Annotated in this window: 18 protein-coding genes; 9 read left to right on the top strand and 9 right to left on the bottom strand. The window is 50.3% G+C overall.

Annotated elements, in window-relative coordinates; genetic code table 11:
- Nucleotides 1-5: 5 nt before the first annotated feature.
- The 4 genes from BLR73_RS13780 to BLR73_RS13765 form a co-directional block, all read right to left on the bottom strand.
- Complete coding sequence (locus BLR73_RS13780) at nt 6-914, bottom strand: ABC transporter substrate-binding protein (RefSeq protein WP_233456473.1); 909 nt, start codon at nt 912-914, stop codon at nt 6-8.
- A gap of 392 nt (nt 915-1,306) precedes the next feature.
- Nucleotides 1,307-2,554, bottom strand: a complete 1,248-nt coding sequence (locus BLR73_RS13775) for a peptidase U32 family protein (RefSeq protein ID WP_369821154.1) — start codon at nt 2,552-2,554, stop codon at nt 1,307-1,309.
- Between the two features lie 12 nt (nt 2,555-2,566).
- Entirely contained in the window at nt 2,567-3,187 is a 621-nt protein-coding gene (locus BLR73_RS13770) for a deoxynucleoside kinase (protein ID WP_013064125.1), read from the bottom strand.
- Nucleotides 3,188-3,220: 33 nt separating this feature from the next.
- Nucleotides 3,221-3,835, bottom strand: coding sequence for a deoxynucleoside kinase (locus BLR73_RS13765; RefSeq protein WP_091862972.1), 615 nt, complete (start codon nt 3,833-3,835; stop codon nt 3,221-3,223).
- A 134-nt stretch (nt 3,836-3,969) separates the two neighbouring features.
- Here BLR73_RS13765 and BLR73_RS13760 point away from each other — a divergent pair, with 134 nt between their 5' ends.
- The 9 genes from BLR73_RS13760 to BLR73_RS13720 all read left to right on the top strand — a co-directional run bounded on the left by BLR73_RS13760 (nt 3,970) and on the right by BLR73_RS13720 (nt 13,471).
- Nucleotides 3,970-4,761 (top strand): C1 family peptidase, encoded by a 792-nt coding sequence (locus BLR73_RS13760; RefSeq protein ID WP_176763704.1) that lies wholly within the window; start codon nt 3,970-3,972, stop codon nt 4,759-4,761.
- Between the two features lie 15 nt (nt 4,762-4,776).
- Nucleotides 4,777-5,727: an aldo/keto reductase gene (locus tag BLR73_RS13755; RefSeq protein WP_091862966.1), complete on the top strand. Its 951-nt coding sequence runs from the start codon at nt 4,777-4,779 to the stop codon at nt 5,725-5,727.
- Complete coding sequence (locus BLR73_RS13750) at nt 5,712-6,623, top strand: amidohydrolase family protein (protein ID WP_091862963.1); 912 nt, start codon at nt 5,712-5,714, stop codon at nt 6,621-6,623. Before BLR73_RS13755 ends, BLR73_RS13750 begins: the two co-directional genes overlap by 16 nt.
- A 35-nt stretch (nt 6,624-6,658) precedes the next feature.
- A complete protein-coding gene (locus BLR73_RS13745) occupies nt 6,659-7,675 on the top strand; it encodes a zinc-binding alcohol dehydrogenase family protein (protein ID WP_091862961.1) in 1,017 nt (338 codons plus the stop codon).
- A gap of 16 nt (nt 7,676-7,691) precedes the next feature.
- On the top strand, nt 7,692-9,005 hold the full coding sequence (fucP, locus tag BLR73_RS13740) for an L-fucose:H+ symporter permease (RefSeq protein ID WP_091862958.1): 1,314 nt from the start codon (nt 7,692-7,694) through the stop codon (nt 9,003-9,005).
- Between the two features lie 5 nt (nt 9,006-9,010).
- Nucleotides 9,011-10,870 (top strand): glycoside hydrolase family 97 protein, encoded by a 1,860-nt coding sequence (locus BLR73_RS13735; RefSeq protein ID WP_091862955.1) that lies wholly within the window; start codon nt 9,011-9,013, stop codon nt 10,868-10,870.
- A 166-nt stretch (nt 10,871-11,036) separates the two neighbouring features.
- The gene (gene cysS / locus BLR73_RS13730) at nt 11,037-12,527 is read left to right on the top strand and encodes a cysteine--tRNA ligase (protein WP_091862952.1); all 1,491 of its coding nucleotides are present in this window, start codon (nt 11,037-11,039) and stop codon (nt 12,525-12,527) included.
- Nucleotides 12,528-12,549: 22 nt separating this feature from the next.
- On the top strand, nt 12,550-13,080 hold the full coding sequence (locus BLR73_RS13725) for a peroxiredoxin family protein (protein ID WP_091862949.1): 531 nt from the start codon (nt 12,550-12,552) through the stop codon (nt 13,078-13,080).
- A 13-nt stretch (nt 13,081-13,093) separates the two neighbouring features.
- The gene (locus tag BLR73_RS13720) at nt 13,094-13,471 is read left to right on the top strand and encodes a RidA family protein (protein WP_091862946.1); all 378 of its coding nucleotides are present in this window, start codon (nt 13,094-13,096) and stop codon (nt 13,469-13,471) included.
- 1 nt (nt 13,472) lies between these two features.
- Here BLR73_RS13720 and BLR73_RS13715 read toward each other — a convergent pair whose 3' ends face one another.
- From BLR73_RS13715 to BLR73_RS13695, 5 genes are read right to left on the bottom strand one after another with little or no spacing between them, the layout of a single operon-like run.
- Nucleotides 13,473-15,407, bottom strand: coding sequence for a TonB-dependent receptor (locus BLR73_RS13715; RefSeq protein ID WP_176763703.1), 1,935 nt, complete (start codon nt 15,405-15,407; stop codon nt 13,473-13,475).
- 16 nt (nt 15,408-15,423) lie between these two features.
- Complete coding sequence (locus tag BLR73_RS13710; RefSeq protein WP_170857884.1) at nt 15,424-16,383, bottom strand: FixH family protein; 960 nt, start codon at nt 16,381-16,383, stop codon at nt 15,424-15,426.
- A gap of 16 nt (nt 16,384-16,399) precedes the next feature.
- The gene (locus BLR73_RS13705) at nt 16,400-16,996 is read right to left on the bottom strand and encodes a C-GCAxxG-C-C family protein (RefSeq protein ID WP_049769197.1); all 597 of its coding nucleotides are present in this window, start codon (nt 16,994-16,996) and stop codon (nt 16,400-16,402) included.
- Nucleotides 16,996-18,231 carry an OsmC family protein gene (locus BLR73_RS13700; protein ID WP_091862940.1) on the bottom strand — a complete coding sequence of 412 codons (1,236 nt, stop codon included), beginning with the start codon at nt 18,229-18,231 and terminating at the stop codon, nt 16,996-16,998. The genes BLR73_RS13705 and BLR73_RS13700 overlap by 1 nt, the downstream gene beginning before the upstream one ends.
- 21 nt (nt 18,232-18,252) lie before the next feature.
- Nucleotides 18,253-19,521, bottom strand: coding sequence for an OsmC family protein (locus tag BLR73_RS13695; protein ID WP_091862937.1), 1,269 nt, complete (start codon nt 19,519-19,521; stop codon nt 18,253-18,255).
- Nucleotides 19,522-19,534: the final 13 nt, after the last annotated feature.

Below are 19,534 nucleotides of genomic sequence, written 5' to 3'. Positions count from 1 at the left end.
AACTATCATTTTGCTATTAACTCCTGGTATGTTACCTCGCGATCAAGCATGCGGTTCTGTACCATCAGGTGGCTGGCGCGTTTTACCATATCGGGGCGCAAACGGAACTCGCGCTTCTTCGACTCGCGATCCACCTGCAGTCGCAACACCTCCTTCAGCATCAGCTGCTGCATCACACGGTTGGTACCAATCTTCTCCCTGTCCACATACTTCATCACGATATCAAGCGCTTCGTCTGGGTGCTTAACCGCATACTCCCACCCTTTCTTGCTGGCCTGGGCAAAGCGCATGGCCTTGTCGCGGTGCTTCTCGTAGTAGCTGCGCGCCATGTACACACCATCCTCCTGCACGTTGTAGCCGTGGTCGCAAAATCGGTACACGTTCTTATCGGTTACGGTAATACCTGCTTGCACCAGCTGGTAGTACTCGTTGTAGCTCATTGCCAGCGTAGCATCCAGAGCCCCCGCCACAAACAGATTCACGTTCTGGGCAAAACGCACAAACTCGTAGTTCAGGTGATCCATGATACTCATGCAGATGGCCAGCTGACCGAAGCCCACACTCCAGATACCCACGCGGGCGCCCTTTTGCTTGAGCGGGTCCTCGTTACGGGCCGATACAATCACCATGGCGTTGTTCATGGATGTTTGCAGAATGTTTACCAGTGGTACGCCGCCATCCACTATCTCCAAGGCCTGGCACAATTGCAACGTGGTGGCCTGGCACCGGTTCTGCTGCAATCGGGCCATGGCGGGCTGCGTGGGCGTGGGGTGCTCAATACGCACCTTTACACCGGCCTCGCGGTAAAAGCCCTTGGCCTCGGCCACATAATAGCCGGCAAACTGCGCCTGCGCCGTCCACTGGGGGGTAAACACAATGGTTTCGTCCTGTGCCGCCATTTTAAACGGTACCATACTAAAGCATAGGGTTAGGATGACCGTAAGCATCCGACGTTTCGTATCCATGACAGTATCAACAATATAGTTTTAAGAGGTTTCTGCGGTGGCAAAGATAGTGTTTTTTCCGTAAACATCCAAACGTTTCTGTAAACTTTTTGGTTTTCGGGCTTCTTAAGAAAATATAAATCGGGCGATTGGCTGAAAAATAAGCCCATTTGGTTGAAGAGATTTGTATAGTTCAACCTTTCGGCATACCTTTGCACCAGAAAAAGTGATCAATAGTACATATAATTAATGGTAATGAGTTAGTTTTTTCATACATTTATAGTTTTTGTTAGTATAATGATTAGTAATTGGTTAGTAAGTTAGACAAATTAGGGGCGCAGTGATGCGCCCCTAATTTATTGTTATTCAGCAGGTTCAACCTGTTCGAGTTTAAACAGCTTATCGCTCTGACGTACCTTGCCTGTTACGGCTATCGATACGCGGGTGCCCTTCTCGGCAACCTCAACCGGACCGTTATCGCCATGAATCTCTTCGGCCGTTACATACATCACACCGGTGGTAGGACCGGTAATCAGCATCTTGTCGCCTACCTTAAAGGTGTTTGCCTCAACCGTAAACTCAGCCACACCCAGGTTCGAGAAATATTTCACGCCCTTACCAATGTAAACCTTGCGCTCGGTGGCGTTGCTGCCATAGTGTTTATTCCACTCGCCCATGGTCTGACCCTGATAGTAGCCATCCCAGAAACCGCGGTTAAACACAGTAGCCAGACGGGCATCCCACTCGTCCTTCTTCTCCTCGGTAAACGTACCATCCAGCACAGCCTTAATGGCCTCCTTGTAGGCAGTAACCACGGTGTAAACATATTCGGGACCACGGGCACGACCCTCGATCTTAAATACACGCACGCCGCTCTTCATCATACGGTCGATAAAGCGTACGGTCTTCAGATCCTTCGGACTCATAATATATTTATTGTCGATATCCAGCTGGTAGCCAGTCTCGTTGTCGGTAGCGGTGTACGAGCGGCGACAAATCTGAATGCACTCGCCGCGGTTGGCACTGCGGTTAGCAGCATGCAAACTCATGTAGCACTTACCGCTGATGGCCATGCACAGGGCACCATGACAGAACATCTCGATACGTATCTGCTTGCCACTGGGACCGCAGATGTGCTCCTCCTCAACCTGACGGAAAATCTCGGCCACCTGGTCCATGTTCAGCTCGCGGGCCAGCACTACCACGTCGGCAAACTGGGCGTAGAACTTCAGGGCCTCGATATTAGAGATGTTAAGTTGGGTTGAGAGGTGAACCTCCTGACCCACCTTGCTGCAGTAGGTCATTACAGCCACATCGCTGGCAATTACAGCCGAAATGCCAGCCTGCTTGGCGGCATCGATAATCTCGTGCATCAAGGGGATATCCTCGCCATAGATGATGGTATTGACTGTAAGGTAGCTCTTAATGCCATGTTCATCGCAGGTCTGGGCAATCTCGCGCAGATCGTCGATGGTAAAAGTAGTTGCCGAATGGGCACGCATGTTCAACTTCTCGATGCCGAAGTAAATACTGTCGGCACCAGCCTGTATTGCAGCTGCAAGGCTCTCGCGCGAGCCCACAGGTGCCATTATTTCGTAATCTTGTATCATATCCTTAATTTTTTACTCCATGGGGAAGAGACCGTACAGCTTCTGATCGATAAGTTCGCAAACCTTCTGGAAATCCTCTGGGCGGTCGCCAAACTTACAGGTATCGCCATTCACAATAATCAGCGGACCTTTGTAGGTAGCAATCCAGTCCTCGTAACGTTTCTCCAATCCCTGCAGGTAATCCAGGCGCATGGTCTGCTCGTACTCACGTCCGCGCTTGGCAATCTGCTCAACCAGTGTAGGTATGCTCGAACGGATATAAATCATCAGGTCGGGCAGTTTCACGAGCGACATCATCAGGTCGAACAGGTCGGTATAGTTAGCGAAGTCGCGATCGCTCATCATTCCCTGATCGTGCAGGTTGGGCGCAAAAATGCGTGCATCCTCGAAAATGGTACGATCCTGAATCAGAGTATCCTTGCTCTGCGAAATCTCAACCACCTCCTTGAAACGTTTGTTCAGGAAATAGATCTGAAGATTAAACGACCAACGAGGCATATCGGCATAGAAATCAGCCAGATACGGGTTATTATCAACTGGTTCGAAACGGGGAATCCAGTTGTAACGATGTGCCAACAACTTAGTAAGCGTGGTCTTGCCACTACCAATGTTTCCTGCTACTGCAATATGCATACTATCTTTACGTTAAAGATTAAATATTAAACATTAAAACAGCCCAAAGAGAGTTGCATCGATTTTGTCGATGATGCCAGAGAGGTCCTTAGGAATGTTAAGGAAGTCGAGATTGTCTTTCTCGATAGTAATCACACGGCCGGGGTATTTGTTCTTAATGAAATCGTCGTAACGACGGTTCAGGTTCTGCAGATACTCCAGCTGTATGCTCTGTTCGTAGTCGCGGCCACGCTTCTGGATATTGCTAACCAGATGAGGCACCGAAGCACGCAGATAAATCATCAGGTCGGGTACTTTCACCACCGTCATCATCTGCTCAAACAGTTCCATGTAAGTCTCGTAGTCGCGCTCGCTCAGGTTACCCATATCGCGGTTATTCTCCATAAACACATACACACCCTCGTAGATGGTACGGTCCTGAATAATAGTGTGATCAGCCTGAGCAATCGTAATCAGATCGCGGAAGCGTTCCTTCAGGAAAAACACCTCCATATTAAACGACCAACGGTGAATATCACGGTAGTAATCCTCGAGATACGGGTTATGCTCTACGGCCTCGAACCTCGGTTCCCAGCCATAGTGTTTGGCCAGGAGCTTGGTGAGCGTAGACTTGCCACTACCTATATTTCCTGCTACTGCGATATGCATACTTAATTGAATTGGGCTGCAAAGATACTACTTTTTCGGCACGTATTATGGATTTTATCGATTTTTTTTCGTTCGGCCATATATTTTTCATGTTAATTCGCAGAATTCGCTCCAAAATATATTATCTTTGCAGCATGAAACTTAAAACCGTGATGGCATGTGCAGTTGCTTTGGTGATGCTGATGGGAAGTTGTGCCCACCAGCCAAGTGTCTATACCCCAGGGGGCAAGCACTTTACCAACGAAGTACTGAACCGCATGACCCCCATTAAGGACCAGGGCGAAAGCCAGACTTGCTGGATTTACGCCATGCTGGCCGCCATTGAGACCGAGCACCTGAGCTGGGGCGACTCGGTAAACCTGTCACCCTACTATATCGAGAAGATGATTGAGCAGGAGAAGGCCTGCCCCGCCACCAAGCGCGGCGAGCCCACCACCCTTATCAGCATGATTGAGAAATACGGCATATGCGGCTACGACGCCATGCGCAAGATTACAACGCCCGCCCCCCAGTGGGTGTTTATGCTGGGCGCACAGTACACCCCGCAGGAGTTTGCCCGCAGCGTGTGCAAACCTGGCGAGTACATTGCCCTGACCAGCAACAGCCACCAGCCCTATAACGAGGAGGCCGAGCTGGAGGTGCCCGACAACTGGACCCACGAGCGCTATCTGAACATACCGATGGACTCGCTGCTGGCTAAGACCGAGCGTGCCGTGCGTAACCACCACGGAGTGTGCTGGGAAGACGAGAACCACGCCATGGCCATCGTAGGACTGGCCCGCGACGAGGATGGCGAGCGCTACTTTATCATGAAGAACTCGTGGGGCGACCAGGGTCCGTACAACGGACTGGAATACTATCCCATGGCACGTTTCTGCCAGGAAACCGTAGCCGTAGAGATGACTAACCAAGCATATCAGAACTAACTTATATCAATAAATATGATTTACAACGAAATCGGAAAAACAGGCATGAAGGTATCGAACTTAGGTTTTGGTGCCTCATCGCTGGGCGGCGTGTTCCATAGCATCCGCGAAGAAGAGGGAATAGAGGCTGTACACACAGCCGTTGACAATGGTATCAACTTTATCGACGTGTCGCCCTACTATGGTCACCTGAAGGCCGAAACCGTACTGGGCAAGGCGCTGAAGGAAATTCCACACAGTAAGTATTTCATATCTACCAAAGTGGGCCGCTACGGACATAACGGCGTGAACACCTGGGACTACAGCGCCAAGCGCGCTCAGGAGAGCGTTTACGAGAGCATGGAGCGCCTGAACGTGGATTACATCGACTTGATTAATGTACACGACATTGAGTTCCAGGGCGACATGGAAGGCGGCCTGCAACTGATTGTTGACGAAACCCTGCCTGCACTGGTAGAACTTCGCGAAAAAGGTATTGTAAAGCACGTGGGTATTACCGACCTGCAGCCCGAGAACCTGAAGTGGGTGGTAGAGCATGCCCCCGAGGGTACGGTAGAAAGCATCCTGAACTTCTGCCACTACTCGCTGAACGACACACTGCTGGCCGATTACCTGGGATTTTTTGAGCAGCACAACGCAGGTGTTATCAACGCCTCGCCATTCTCAATGGGCCTGCTGTCGCAACGTGGCGCCCCCGCATGGCACCCAGCTGGAAAGGATTTGCAGGAGGCTTGTGCCAAGGCTGCCAAGTACTGCGAGGAGCAGGGCTATCCTATCGACAAGCTGGCCATCCAGTTCTCAACCAGTCTGAATCCACGCATCGCTACTACCCTGTTCAGCAGCGCCAATCCCAAGAATGTACTCAAGAACATACAGTACGTTAACGAACCTATGGATGAGCAGTTGGTAAAGAAGGTACAGGAGATTATCGGCGACCAAATGTTTGTAAGATGGAAAAACTCATAATTGATGCCCACAGTCATCTGTGGCTGAATCAGGACACGGTGGTTAACAACCAGCGTATCTGCCAGTTAGAGCCCAACCGCAGTCGCTCGCTGTTTTTCGGCGAGGAGCGACAGATGCTGCCGCCATTTATGACCGACGGACAGAATACGGCCGAGCGCTTTCTGAGTAACATGGACTACGCCCAGGTGGCAGCCGCCGTGGTTACGCAGGAGTTTATCGACGGCATACAAAACAGCTACCTGCTACAGGTAGAGAGCCGCTACCCCAACCGTTTTTTCACCTTCGGTATGCTGGATTACCGCAATCCCGACTTTATGCAGAACGCTCCAGGCGTGGTAGAGGCCTTTAAAGGCATCAAGATACCCGCTGCCCGATTACCCCAGCAGTTCCTAACCGATGCAATTTTGCATTTGTTGCAGTTGATGGAGAAGCAGGGTAAGATATTAGGCATTGAGCTACAGGACGGCGACGCACAGGTAGGACAGATGGAAGAGCTGATACAGGAGTGCCCCAACCTGAAAATAGCCATCGGCCATTTCGGCATGGTAACACGCGAGGGTTGGATGAGTCAGATTCGCCTGGCACGCCACAAGAACGTATACGTGGAGAGCGGCGGTATTACCTGGCTGTTTAACGACGAGTTCTACCCCTTCCCATCGGCCATCCGCGCCATTAAGCAGGCTGCCGACGAGGTGGGCATGGACAAGTTGATGTGGGGTAGCGATTATCCCCGCACCATCACCGCCATCACCTACAAGATGAGTTACGACTTTGTAGAAAAATCGGCCGACCTAACCGCCGATGAGAAGCGTATGTTCCTAGGCCAGAACGCCAAGCAGTTCTTCGGCTTCGGCGAGCTGCCCGAGCTCCCTTACATCAAAAACATGAGCGAATAGTATAATAGTAAATAGTGAAATAGTCAAATAATCCAATGAAAGCAATACAGATTCCTGGCGAGCGCCAGATGGAAATAGTAAACATTCCTGAGCAGGAAATGAAGCCCAACGAGGTGCTGCTGCGCCTCAAGTATGTAGGTTTTTGTGGTTCCGACCTGAGCACATGGCTGGGTAAGAACCCCATGGTAAAAATGCCCGTTATACCTGGCCACGAGGTGGGTGCCGTGATTGAAAAGGTGGGTGCCGACGTGCCCGAACACCTGAAGCCCGGCATGGTGGTAACCTGCAATCCTTACACTAACTGCGGCAAGTGCGCCTCGTGCCGTAACCAGCGCGTAAACGCCTGTCAGCATAACGAAACACTAGGCGTACAGCGCAACGGTGCCATGCGCGAGTTCATCGCTTTGCCTTGGGAGAAGGTGATTCCCGCTGGTAATCTCGATCCCCGCACCTGCGCCCTCATCGAGCCTATGAGTGTTGGTTTCCACGCCGTGAATCGTGCCCAAGTAACCGATATCGACACCGTAGTGGTGATTGGTTGCGGTATGGTTGGCATGGGAGCTATCGTACGTTCGGCCCTGCGCGGTGCTACCGTGATTGCTGCCGATATCGACGACGAGAAGCTGGCACTGGCCAAGGAGATGGGCGCCACTTACGCCATCAACACCAAGACCGAGGATGTACATGCCCGATTGCTGGAGCTGACCGAGGGTTTCGGTCCCGATGTAATTATCGAGGCTGTGGGTAGCGCACCTACCTACCAGATGGCTGTAAACGAAGTAGCTTTCACCGGTCGCGTGGTTTGCATCGGCTATGCCAAGACCGACGTATCGTTCCAAACCAAGTTCTTTGTACAGAAGGAGCTCGACATTCGTGGTTCGCGTAATGCCCAGCCACAGGATTTCCGTGCTGTGATCCACTACCTGGAGCGTGGCACATGTCCGGTTGACCGCCTGATTAGTGCCGACGTAGCACCCGAGCAGGCCCCCGAGGCCATGCTGCAGTGGAGCGAGGCACCTGGCAAGGTATTCCGTATCTTAGTTCACTTCTAAAAACCTACTAAAGAAAATGGAAAAGCAACAACAATCTCTGATAGTCAAGGATGGGGTTAACTACCTCATCCCCTTTATACTCGTAACATTCTGCTTTGCACTCTGGGGCTTTGCCAACGATATCACCAACCCCATGGTGAAAGCATTCTCTAAAATCTTCCGCATGAGCGTAACCGATGGTACACTGGTGCAGGTAGCGTTCTATGGCGGTTACTTCTGCATGGCGTTTCCTGCAGCCATCTTTATCCGTAAGTTCTCGTACAAGGCGGGCGTATTGATGGGACTCGGACTCTATGCTGCCGGTGCCCTGCTGTTCTTCCCTGCCAAGGCCATCGGCATCTACGGCTGTTTCCTCATCGCCTACTTTATCATGACGTGCGGACTCTCGTTCCTCGAAACTTCGTGCAACCCTTACATTCTGACCATGGGCCCAGCCGAAACAGCTACGCGCCGCCTGAATATGGCACAGTGCTTTAACCCCTGCGGCTCTATCATCGGTATGTTTGTGGCCATGAACTTTATTCAGGCCAAGCTCAACCCCATGAGCAGCGACGAGCGTGCCCTGCTGAGCGACACAGAGTTCGAGGCACTGAAGGATGCCGACCTGAGCATACTGATTTCGCCTTACCTGATTATCGGACTGGTGATTGTGGGCATGCTACTACTGATGCGCTTTACCAAGATGCCCAAAATCGGCGATGCCAACCACGACATCCACTTCCTGGTAACCATCAAGCGAATCTTTGCACTCAAATACTACCGCGAGGGTGTGATTGCCCAGTTCTTCTATGTAGGTGCGCAGATTATGTGCTGGACCTTTATTATACAATATGGTACGCGCGTATTTATGGCCGAGGGTATGGACGAACAGGCTGCCGAAGTACTGTCGCAGCGATTCAACATCTTTGCCATGCTGTTCTTCATCTGTTCGCGTTTCATCGCCACCTTCTTGATGAAATACGTAAAGCCCGCCATGCTGCTGGCCATCTTTGGTGTACTGGCCATGGTATTTACACTGGGTGTTATCGGTTTCCAGGATCGTTTGGGCATGTACTGTCTGGTATACGTTAGCGGTTGCATGTCGCTCATGTTCCCCACCATCTATGGTATTGCACTCGACGGACTGGGCGACGATGCCAAGTTTGGTGCAGCAGGTCTTATCATGGCCATCTTAGGCGGTTCGGTACTGCCCCCGCTGCAGGCTATGATTATCGACGAGGGCACGTTGATGGGTATGCCAGCCACCAACATCTCGTTCGTACTGCCACTCATCTGTTTCCTCGTGGTAACAGCCTACGGTTATCGAATTCATATCAAGAAACATTTATAAACCCCATGAAGAAAAAGTTTTTAATTTTTCTAACTACATGTTTCGGAGCGCTCAGCCTGTCGGCTCAGCAGCCCGTATCGCCCAATGGCAAGCTTACTGTATCCAACAGCGGCCAGGGCATCAGTGTTAACTATCAGAAACAAGAGGTGCTCAACATACCCGTGCTGGGCTACGAGGGCATCAAAAGCAATCGGCTGAAATTTAAGCCCATTGGCAAGGTAACAGCCAACTATCAAATGCTGGCTGGTAAGAAATCCACCTGCACCAACGAGGCCAACGAGTATGTAGCCAAGTTGAGCGGCAACCTGCAGCTGGTACTGCGCCTGTATAACGACGGTGCAGCCTTCCGCTATGAACTGAGCGGACTGAAAGGCAAGCTGCCCAAGGAGAAGACAGCCTACATGATACCCGAAGGCACCAAGCGCTGGATGCTGCAGTGGACCGACAGCTACGAGGGATTCTACCCCATGAGCACCACAGGCAAAATAAAACCTATCGGTAGAATGGCTGGTGTAGTGAAATCCGACGAGGGTTACAACCTGCGCTGGGGATTCCCCACACTGGTTGAGCCACAGGAGGGTGTATTCATGCTGTTATCCGAGGCTAACATCGAGCGTAACCAGGCTGCAGCATGCCTCTACACCGAAGGCGATCTGCTGCATGTAACTCCCGATGTAAACGAGGTAAACCTCAAAGGCAAGTGGCACTCGCCTTGGCGCATCGCTATCATCGGCAGCATGCAGGACCTGATTCAGAGCACCTTGGTAACCGACGTAAGCGAGCCTTGCAAACTAAGCGATACCAGTTGGATTAAACCTGGTGTTGTATCGTGGATCTACTGGGCATACAACCATGGTTCGAACGACTACAACATCATTAAGAAGTACGTGGATATGGCCGTAACCCTGAAGCTGCCTTACGTGCTGATTGATGCCGAGTGGGACCAGATGCAAGATGGCAAGACCATCGAGGATGCCGTGGCCTATGCCAACTCGAAAGGCATCAAGCCCATGATTTGGTATAATTCTTCTGTAGGATGGATTGACGGAGCCCCCACACCTAAGTTCCGCCTGAACAAGCCCGAAGACCGTGAAAAGGAGTTTGCCTGGTGCGAGAAGATTGGCGTAGCAGGCGTGAAGATTGATTTCTTCTCTGGCGACTGTCAGCGCGATATGACTTACTGTATCGACCTGCTGGAGAGTGCCGCCAAGCATCATCTGCTGGTTAACTTCCATGGTGCCACCGTACCTCGTGGATGGCAGCGCACCTACCCCAACCTCATGTCGACCGAGGGTGTGTATGGTGCCGAGTGGTACAACAACGTGCCCACATTTACCAACGTAGCAGCCAGTCATAACACCACACTGCCCTTTACCCGTAACATCATCGGTCCGATGGACTACACACCATGTACCTTCAGCGATTCGCAGCATCCACATATTACCAGCGATGCCCACGAACTGGCTCTGACCGTACTGTACGAGAGTGCCCTGCAGCACCTGGCCGACAAACCCGAGAGCTATCTGGTGCAGCCTCAGCAGGTACAGGATTTCTTCGGAAAGCTGCCCACCACATGGGATGAGACCCGCTACGTGAGCGGTTATCCCGGAGAGAGCGTAGTACTGGCCCGCCGCAGCGGCGAAACCTGGTACGTGGCTGGTATCAACGGTACCGACAACAAGAAGGTGCTTGATGTAGATTTGAGCTTCATCAGTGGCGCCAAGTGCGTACAGACATTTGCCGATGCCGACCCAGCCCAGTATCAACTGTCAGGCAATAAGGGTTGGCTCATCACCAGCGGCAACCAAATACCCAAGCAAATCGCCACCCAACCCCGTGGTGGTTTCGTGCTGGTCATCAAATAAGCAAACGGTTTTGATGCGCAACAAAACTGCTAAAAAAATTACGCGAATTAACACGGATTATGATTCATTTAAAGCAATTTTTCGCTCTTTATATAAAAAATCTGTGTTAATCCGTGTAATCAGTGCCAACTTTTTATTACCTTTGCACCCAAAATTTAAGAGCATTATGGAATCTAAGTTAGTAATTTACAATACTTTGACACGACAGAAGGAGCGTTTCGAGCCCCTTCACGCCCCCAACGTGGGTATGTATGTTTGTGGTCCTACCGTGTATGGCGATCCCCATCTGGGGCACGCACGTCCTGCGATTACTTTCGACCTGGTGTTCCGTTATCTGAAGCACCTGGGTTATAAAGTACGTTATGTACGTAATATTACCGACGTAGGTCACTTGGAGCACGATGCCGACGAGGGTGAGGATAAGATTGCCAAGAAAGCCCGCCTGGAGCAGCTGGAGCCCATGGAGATTGCCCAGTACTACACCAACCGCTATCATGCGGCTATGGATGCACTGAATGTACTGCGCCCCTCTATCGAGCCCCATGCCACTGGTCATATCATCGAGCAGCAGCAACTGGTTCAGCAGATTATCGACAATGGCTTTGCTTACGAGAGCAACGGCTCTATCTACTTTGATATCGAGGCTTACAACAAGAAGTTCCAGTATGGTATTCTTTCAGGTCGTTCGCTCGAGAACGTGAAGGATGCCAGTCGTGAGCTCGACGGTGTAGGCGAGAAGCGCAACCAGGCCGACTTTGCTCTGTGGAAGAAGGCTCAGCCCGAGCACATCATGCGCTGGCCAAGTCCTTGGAGCGACGGATTCCCTGGTTGGCACTGTGAGTGTACTGCTATGGGTCGCAAGTACCTTGGCGAGGAGTTTGATATCCACGGAGGTGGTATGGACCTGGTATTCCCACACCACGAGTGCGAGATTGCACAGGCACAGGCCTCGATGGGTCACCCCGCTGTAAAATACTGGATGCACAACAACATGCTGACCATCAACGGACAGAAGATGGGTAAGTCGTATAACAACTTCATCACCCTCGAGCAGTTCTTCACCGGCAATCACCCATTGCTGAAGAAGGCCTACAGTCCGATGACCATCCGTTTCTTCGTGCTCAGCGCTCACTACCGTGGCACGGTAGATTTCTCGAACGAAGCGCTTGAAGCTGCCGAGAAGGGATTGGAGAAGATGATGAACGCCATTGCCGACTTGGAGCGTATTCAGGTAGCCGACAAGTGCGATGCCGAGACTGAGAAGGTAGTTAAGGCTCTGCGCCAGAAGTGCTACGATGCCATGAACGACGACCTGGCCACCCCACAGGTGATCAGCCATCTGTTCGAAGCTTGCACCGTGGTGAACAAGCTCACCGACCACAAAGCCACCATCTGTGCCGACTGCCTGAAAGAACTTTCAGAAACCATGCACCTCTTTGCCGAGGATATTCTGGGCTTGAAGGCTGAGAAGAGCGGCACCAACGATGAGCGCGAGGCTGCCTTTGGTAAGGTAATGGACATGGTGCTGGAACTGCGTGCTAAGGCCAAGGCCGATAAGGACTGGGCTACCAGCGATAAGATTCGCGATGAACTCGCAGCAGCCGGTTTTGAGGTGAAGGACACCAAGGATGGTGTTACCTGGAAACTGAACAAATAGATAAAACAAACAAGTATCTCTTATGAAGCTCAAAACACTATTGGCAGCCCTGCTCTTAGCGGGGTTTGCCATTAACACAAAAGCGCAAACCACCGACGAAGATCTGGATGCCAAGTATGCCACCAGTCTGGTACAGCCTGGCACTGTGGCTCCCGACTTTACAATGAATACGCCCGACGGCAAACCCTTCAGCCTCAGTTCGCTGAAAGGTAAGACTGTAGTACTTGATTTCTGGGCCTCGTGGTGCCCCGACTGTCGCAAGGATGCGCCTGAGGTAGTTCGCCTGTACAACGAGTACCACTCCGACAAGGTTGAATTCGTTGGCGTATCGATGGACACCAACGTAGAAGCCTGGCAGAAGGCCATCCAGCAGTACGGCATCAGCTATCCCCAGGTGAGCGAGCTGAAGAAGTTTAAGGAAACAGATATTTCTAAATCCTACGGTGTACAGTGGATACCTTCGATAGTAGTTGTATCACCCGAAGGCAAGATCCTGCTCTCAACCGTACAGTACCAGAAGGTAGAGAAACTGCTGAAAGGTATCAACAAATAAACATGATAAAGGTATGAAACAAGTTATCAGCACCCATCAGGCACCAGCTGCCATCGGTCCTTACAGTCAGGCCATCCGTGTAGGCAACCTGCTCTACACCTCAGGTCAGATACCCATCAATCCTGCAACAGGAAGTTTTGTAGAGGGTGGCATCAAGGAGCAGACCCGTCAATCGCTCACCAACATCAAAGCCATTCTTGAAGAAGCAGGCTTAACCATGGCCCATGTGGTGAAGACAACCGTATTTATGGCCGACATGAACGACTTTGCCGACATGAATGCCGTTTATGCCGAGTTCTTTGCTGAGCCATATCCAGCCCGTTCGGCTGTGGCTGTAAAAACACTCCCCAAGGGTGCTTTGGTTGAAATTGAAGTTGTAGCTGCTGAATAAGCTACAACTTCACCGATAGATTAACATAGATATTACGCCCCTTCTGGGGGATATGGTTCCAATCCGAATAGGTTGAATAGTAACGATCGAACAGGTTATCAACACCCACATGGATATTAGCTACAACCGTATGGATGTTAAACTGATAACCGGCACTGATATGCCATACAGCATAGCCTGGTGTAAGACTCTCGCCATACTTATTGCTGTAGTTGCTCTGTTTGCCAACCAGTTCGCCACCCAATTCTCCTTCCCAGTTCTGATGGAACAGTTTCAATGCCGTAAGATAGGTAAAGGGAGCAATCAAAGGCAGATGAGCCCCAGTGCTCTCCTTGCCATAACTGTAACTCACCTTATTGTCCCAACGCAACCAGGAAAGAGGGGTGACACTGAATGTAAACGCAGTATTCACAATCTGCGCATGTTTTAGGTTCTGGTAAACCTTCACACCCGGAGCTCCGATAGTCATGGCCGACAATCGGTTATCGGGTGTACCGATAATGTAGTTATGGAAAAGAAATGCATTCACCTCTAGGCGAGTATCTATCACATCATTCTGCCACGAAGCCGATGTATTCAACTCAACCGCACTTTCATTCTTAAGGTGGGGATTACCAATGTAATCATAACGGTCGAAGGCATTATTCAGGAAGTATCCAAACGACTCGGTAACCGATGGTGCACGATTACCGTATCCTGTTCCAGCAGCCAATCGCCAACCATTTTTCTGCCAGGCATAGCTTACAGACACACGTCCCATAAAAGTACGCTTGCTACGTTCCACACCTGGGAAAAATATTTCCAAGGCGTGGTAGCCTTCATCGCTGTTAATACGTTGCTGCTGCCAAGAGCCTTTTGCCGACAGATGGATACTATGCGTATCAGACAAACGGATATTATCAGACAACGACAAACCGCTGTTGAAAGTACCCACATCAGGCCACGTAAGCATGTACATGGGTTTGGCCCCCTCAACATACATGGTCATATCAGCAAAAAGGGTATTGTAATAGCAATCAAAATTAAGCTGATACTGATGTTTACCCCTTGAGCCCTCGAGCAGACTATAAAGTCCGGCCGTACTGCTTTTACCAGGCATATCCATGTGAATAATCACGTCGGGGCGTGTGCTATCATCCATATTATGGGTGATATGATTATAGTACACCTTGGTTTCCCATCGGTAGAAAAGCCCCGCAAGCTGCTCCCTGCGATAAGAAAGTGACGTGATAAGTCCTGTAGCATCGCTAACATCCATATTCAGGGCCGGATAGCCAACATCGGTGGCACGGTCGAAAATGACCGTACCCTCTACGATGTGGTTTGGGGCTGGACGGAACCCCAGGTTCAGAAACGAATTGACTTTATGGAACTTGGAAAAAGGAACATCCTGATGTTCACCAGCCCTGTAATTATCTGCATCACGATAAAACGCGCCGAAGTTGGCATAGAACGTCTGCGACGAGAACGCAGCATCGGCACCATACACCTGCAGATGGCCGTTGGCTTCATACCCAGTAGTAAGGTTAAACTCCTGAGGAGCAGCATCAAACCCCGACTTACGGAGTTTCAGATCAATACTTCCGCCAATATTACCTGTTGCCTGTGGATTGCCATCAAGGCCCGAATCCAGTCTTACGCGCTGCAGGTTACCACTTTCTACATACGACGTTACAGGATCCATTTTATCGGTACAAGCATAGAATATCTTCATACCATCGATAGTTGTACTCAATCGCTCGGTAGACATATTGTTTACCACCGGTTCCCAGGCATATGCGCCTCGTTTCACCATGGCAACATTGTTCAACTGCAACAGATGCTCCTCTATCGATGCAGTACGACCCTTGCCAGCCACCTTGCGCTTGGAACCGACAGTCGAGGTGATAGTCACCTCGTTAATCGATGCTTCTTTCTCGATACTGTCGGTTGGCAAAGCGGTCAATACATTACTATAATATAACGCTCCAATAAATATTGCTATACCCGCTGTCATTATTCTCTCCTCCTGCTACGATGTTACCTTCTTTGTCCTTTACAACCAGATGAATATCCCACAGGCCTGTCATGGTAAGGTTTAGCTTACCTTCGTATATGCCTGATGGTTGTTTGGTAAGAGCCACATTATCGGGCGAAGAATGATTGCCCATATCGGGCATAGTGGGTATAATTTCGATAGTAAACTCCTGATCAGCCAATGGCCAAGGTTTGGCTTTCTCAGCATTCTGCTGCGATACGTATGCCTGAATAGTGTTTATACCAGTCTGGAAATCATTAGGATTTACCAGCGAGAGGTAATAATTTACATCCTGATATTTGAACGACTTAATCCACTCCTGGCCTGTAGCATTGGCCGAAACCTCGATAACACTACCGGTATGGGCAACTGTTTTATTCTGGGTAGTTGCCTTGTATCCCAGTTCCCAATAGCCCATACTGCTACTACTCATTACGAAAGATATCCACGCGTGCTGTACGGCAGGGAATGTTTCATCGTAAAGGCTGCTCTCTGTAGCCGTTGGTGTTGAGTGCTTCATACCTTTCTCGGTCATGGTCATCACGGGACTTATCTCTGTGACAGAGAAATCACGAACAAAACCTTGATTAGAGATTTTTGTCAGCGCAAAAAACACATCATTATAGCCTGCATGCAGTTTGCCACCTCGCGAGTAAACGCTCAGGGCATATTTCTCATCGATTGTGTCGCGTAGCGATTCAATCTCTTTCAGATAACCGTTGTGCAGGAAAGTATATGCCAGAAATGTCTCTTCGGCATTGCAGCATTCGTCGTCTTCGGTTGGTATATTGATAGGTACTACTGGATCGTCACTACCTCCGCAGGCAGTGAGTGCGAAACCTGAAAACAGCCAAAAAACTATCGCGCTAATTCTTGTAAAAACTCTCTTTTCCATAATCATCATCTCCTTTTTATTTCTTTTCTTCTGTTAACTGCTGCCATGGGGCGATGGTACTTGTGTGGATATCACCCTCACGGTAAAGAACTTCTATCACTTTCTGTATCGCACAGAGATTACATCCGTCGCAGTGACTAAAATGATAACGGGCGTAGATATCACCACACGTAATGGATCCCTGTTGTTTCTTAAACTCATCATATACTTCAGCTGCCAACCGCAAATGTTTCTCCTTATCGCCACTGGCATAAAAACCTAAGGCTGCAATGGCACCGGTAAGTGCACCACAAGTACCTTCACCAAACTTATGCCCGATACCACCAGAGAACGCCTCCGACATGCTTCGAAGTTGTTGCTCGCTTAGTGGACTGCCCAGTGTAGCGGCGATAGAGGTTAGTGAGAGTGCCGAGCACCCATAGTGCTGTCCGTACCGCTGCTCCAGTTGCAGCTTCACTTCTGCTTTCAGCGAGTCGAGCGTCTGATGTCGGCTTACAGCAGGAAAAGCGGCCGGACGAGCTATGCGTAGTGAGTCTGCCTGTGCATTGGTAGCACAAACGGTTACCGGCCAAGTAGCCAAAGCGAGTAAATATGCAGGCTCATACTTCATCATTATTGTCTTTTAAAACTACCACGTACGATGCGATGCTCGAATGTCTGTGTATCCTTAAAGAGGTTGTACATGGGGCAAATCTTCTCAACAGCCTCGATCCACTCTTTCACGGCCTGAGCACTTTCGGGTGTCTTCACATGCAAAGTATAACGCACATTCTGCGGAGCAATCGACACCTTCTCAAAGCCCTTGCGACCTGCTCGTGGATCCCATTCTGCCTCGACGGTCAGCGAGATTGAATCCACGTCGAGTGCGCGTTCTGCTGCCTGTCCCAATGAGATGTGAGTGATACAGGTGCCCAGAATGCCCAGCACACCCTCGATTGAGGTAAAACCGAGATTGGTACCACCCAGATAAGCAGGATTATCGTGCAGAATGAGATACTTATCATTTACGGTAAGCTGACGAACACCATTGGGGAAAACCTTTACCCATGGGCCCTGCTTTGGAGCAAGTGCTTTACGCAAGGCATCTGCGTCAGCCTTTGGATTCTTGGCTTTTGCTGCTTCTGCTTTCGCCTTGCTTGCCTGCAGCGCCTGACGCTTACCCCAGATATACTCGCGAAGTCCAGCCAAGGTGGCGCCTTCAACCTTCTTCTCGCGTGGTGACGACTTCTGATCGATAATCAGTTGAGGTACTACGGCAGCCTTCACCAGAGTAGCCACAGCCGAGTTCTGCTCTGCCAATACTGCCAACTTTTCCAACTCAGCATCCGAGGCAGGTGAATCAATATAGATGGTGTAGAGGAAGTTGCGTGGATACCACACACGATTGGTCTTCACCTTGTCGGGCTGACCGTGGATTTCGATAGTCAGCGAGTCGATATCGATACCCAGCAGCGCAGCCTGATTCAGATAGCTGTCGGCAAGGTCGGAAGCAAATACGGCCTGAGCTGTAGTTGGGGTGTCCACACCCGAATCCTGTCCACCATGTGCATAACCACAGTCGCCAATATAATGAAACTCTCTGATTCGGAGTTCACGCACGCCCGAGCGGTTCTTGGCGGTGACGTTAGCAGTCAGCGTCACAGGCTGCAGGTCGCTGGCAGGAATAGCCTTCCAGGCTTCGAGGGCCACCTTACGCTCCTTCAGGTGGTTACGCAACGAAGGGGCATTCTGTTCCAACTTGGCTTTCTGCTGAGCCGACTTAAAGATGTTGAGAGGCCCCTGTGCGAGTGCACTACTAACCTGCAAAGCAAGGGCTGCTGTAATGATAACAATCTGATTCTTTTTCATAACTCTTTCTATTTTTTATGATTACTTATTCTTTGCTATTACTCTTTTTATACCTCCTTTGATTTCCTGCGCATTGGTTACCAGATTGTAGATGGGGCATCCACGCTCGGTATCGGCAACCAGCTGACGGATCTCAGCCTCACTGCGTGGACTGCTTATCACCACACGCATCTGTATGTCGGTAGGATAAAGTGGCGTTTGCTCATATCCCTTGCGACCGCTGCGTGGGTCGAACTGGGCAGTGAGTGCCACGTTAAGGGTGTCAAGCGGAATCCTATTGCGAGCTGCGGTTCCCTCTGCCACATGGGTAAAACACGAACCAAGCAATCCGATATGACTCTCAACAGCTGTAGGACCAAGGTCGTTACCACCAAAAATCTGTGGATGATCCTGCAACACTCTGTGATGGCGCACTTGAAGTACGGTTACACCTGATGAGGGATTGATGAAAGCACTTGGACCGTCAGGATTCAGATAGCTCTCGCTCTGAGCAGGCGTAAACTCGTTCTTACGAGAGTAAGGATAGTCGTAGGCATAGCCACCAAACTTTGCCTTATCGGGACGCTGACCGCTTTCACGCAATTGCTTGTTAGCCTCGCCTTTACGCGTTTCCCACTCAATGAACTCACGCAAACCTGGCTGATAGGTTGGTGGAATCACCAATTCTTCGGCACTCTTATGCAGTTCAACTGTTGTGTTTACCTTATGCGCACGGATAGAGAACTGATAAAGTGGTGAGTTTTTCTCGGCCAGGACACGTAACTCCTCAAGTTGCTGGTCAGAAGCAGGCGAATCAATAAAGATGGTATAATCCAGTCCCCAGTTCTGCAGCGAATGCCCAGTCTGCTTGATATTGATGGCAAGCGAGTCGATGGCAACGCCCTTGATAGCAGCCTGTGTGACGTAGCTGTCGATGATATCACCGGCAATAGCTGCAATCACATGGTCGGGAGTACCAATTCCCAGGTCGAAGCCACCATTGTTGTAACCACTGTCATTCAGATACTGATGCTCACGTATAATCACATGACGTGTGCCGGCACGCTGCTCTGCTGTGGCAAAAGCTCTGATAGTGATGGGTTGCAATGCTGCAGTAGGGATAGCCCTGAACTGATTGACTGCTGCCTTGCGACGCTTAAGCAGGTCGCGAAATGATGGTGCACTCTTCCAGGCTTTCTGAAAATAGGCCTTATCGGTGATGGCCTTATTCAAACGCTGATCGCTTTGTTGAGCAAGTGCCCCCGTGAGGGTAGCACTTGCAATTACGGCTGACAAAATTAATCTTTTCATATTGCTCTCTCTT

The organism is Prevotella sp. khp1 (assembly GCF_900102205.1).
In the GTDB taxonomy this organism is placed as follows: domain Bacteria; phylum Bacteroidota; class Bacteroidia; order Bacteroidales; family Bacteroidaceae; genus Prevotella; species Prevotella ruminicola.
The sequence above is the reverse complement of the archived record's forward strand: the minus strand, read 5'-3'. Positions and strand labels throughout refer to the sequence as shown.

Coding starts and splice junctions, on each gene's coding strand:
- BLR73_RS13780 (WP_233456473.1), bottom strand. CDS start 914: ATGGTACCGTTTAAAATGGCGGCACAGGACGAAACCATTGTGTTTACC.
- BLR73_RS13775 (WP_369821154.1), bottom strand. CDS start 2,554: ATGATACAAGATTACGAAATAATGGCACCTGTGGGCTCGCGCGAGAGC.
- BLR73_RS13770 (WP_013064125.1), bottom strand. CDS start 3,187: ATGCATATTGCAGTAGCAGGAAACATTGGTAGTGGCAAGACCACGCTT.
- BLR73_RS13765 (WP_091862972.1), bottom strand. CDS start 3,835: ATGCATATCGCAGTAGCAGGAAATATAGGTAGTGGCAAGTCTACGCTC.
- BLR73_RS13760 (WP_176763704.1), top strand. CDS start 3,970: ATGAAACTTAAAACCGTGATGGCATGTGCAGTTGCTTTGGTGATGCTG.
- BLR73_RS13755 (WP_091862966.1), top strand. CDS start 4,777: ATGATTTACAACGAAATCGGAAAAACAGGCATGAAGGTATCGAACTTA.
- BLR73_RS13750 (WP_091862963.1), top strand. CDS start 5,712: ATGGAAAAACTCATAATTGATGCCCACAGTCATCTGTGGCTGAATCAG.
- BLR73_RS13745 (WP_091862961.1), top strand. CDS start 6,659: ATGAAAGCAATACAGATTCCTGGCGAGCGCCAGATGGAAATAGTAAAC.
- fucP (WP_091862958.1), top strand. CDS start 7,692: ATGGAAAAGCAACAACAATCTCTGATAGTCAAGGATGGGGTTAACTAC.
- BLR73_RS13735 (WP_091862955.1), top strand. CDS start 9,011: ATGAAGAAAAAGTTTTTAATTTTTCTAACTACATGTTTCGGAGCGCTC.
- cysS (WP_091862952.1), top strand. CDS start 11,037: ATGGAATCTAAGTTAGTAATTTACAATACTTTGACACGACAGAAGGAG.
- BLR73_RS13725 (WP_091862949.1), top strand. CDS start 12,550: ATGAAGCTCAAAACACTATTGGCAGCCCTGCTCTTAGCGGGGTTTGCC.
- BLR73_RS13720 (WP_091862946.1), top strand. CDS start 13,094: ATGAAACAAGTTATCAGCACCCATCAGGCACCAGCTGCCATCGGTCCT.
- BLR73_RS13710 (WP_170857884.1), bottom strand. CDS start 16,383: ATGGAAAAGAGAGTTTTTACAAGAATTAGCGCGATAGTTTTTTGGCTG.
- BLR73_RS13705 (WP_049769197.1), bottom strand. CDS start 16,996: ATGATGAAGTATGAGCCTGCATATTTACTCGCTTTGGCTACTTGGCCG.
- BLR73_RS13700 (WP_091862940.1), bottom strand. CDS start 18,231: ATGAAAAAGAATCAGATTGTTATCATTACAGCAGCCCTTGCTTTGCAG.
- BLR73_RS13695 (WP_091862937.1), bottom strand. CDS start 19,521: ATGAAAAGATTAATTTTGTCAGCCGTAATTGCAAGTGCTACCCTCACG.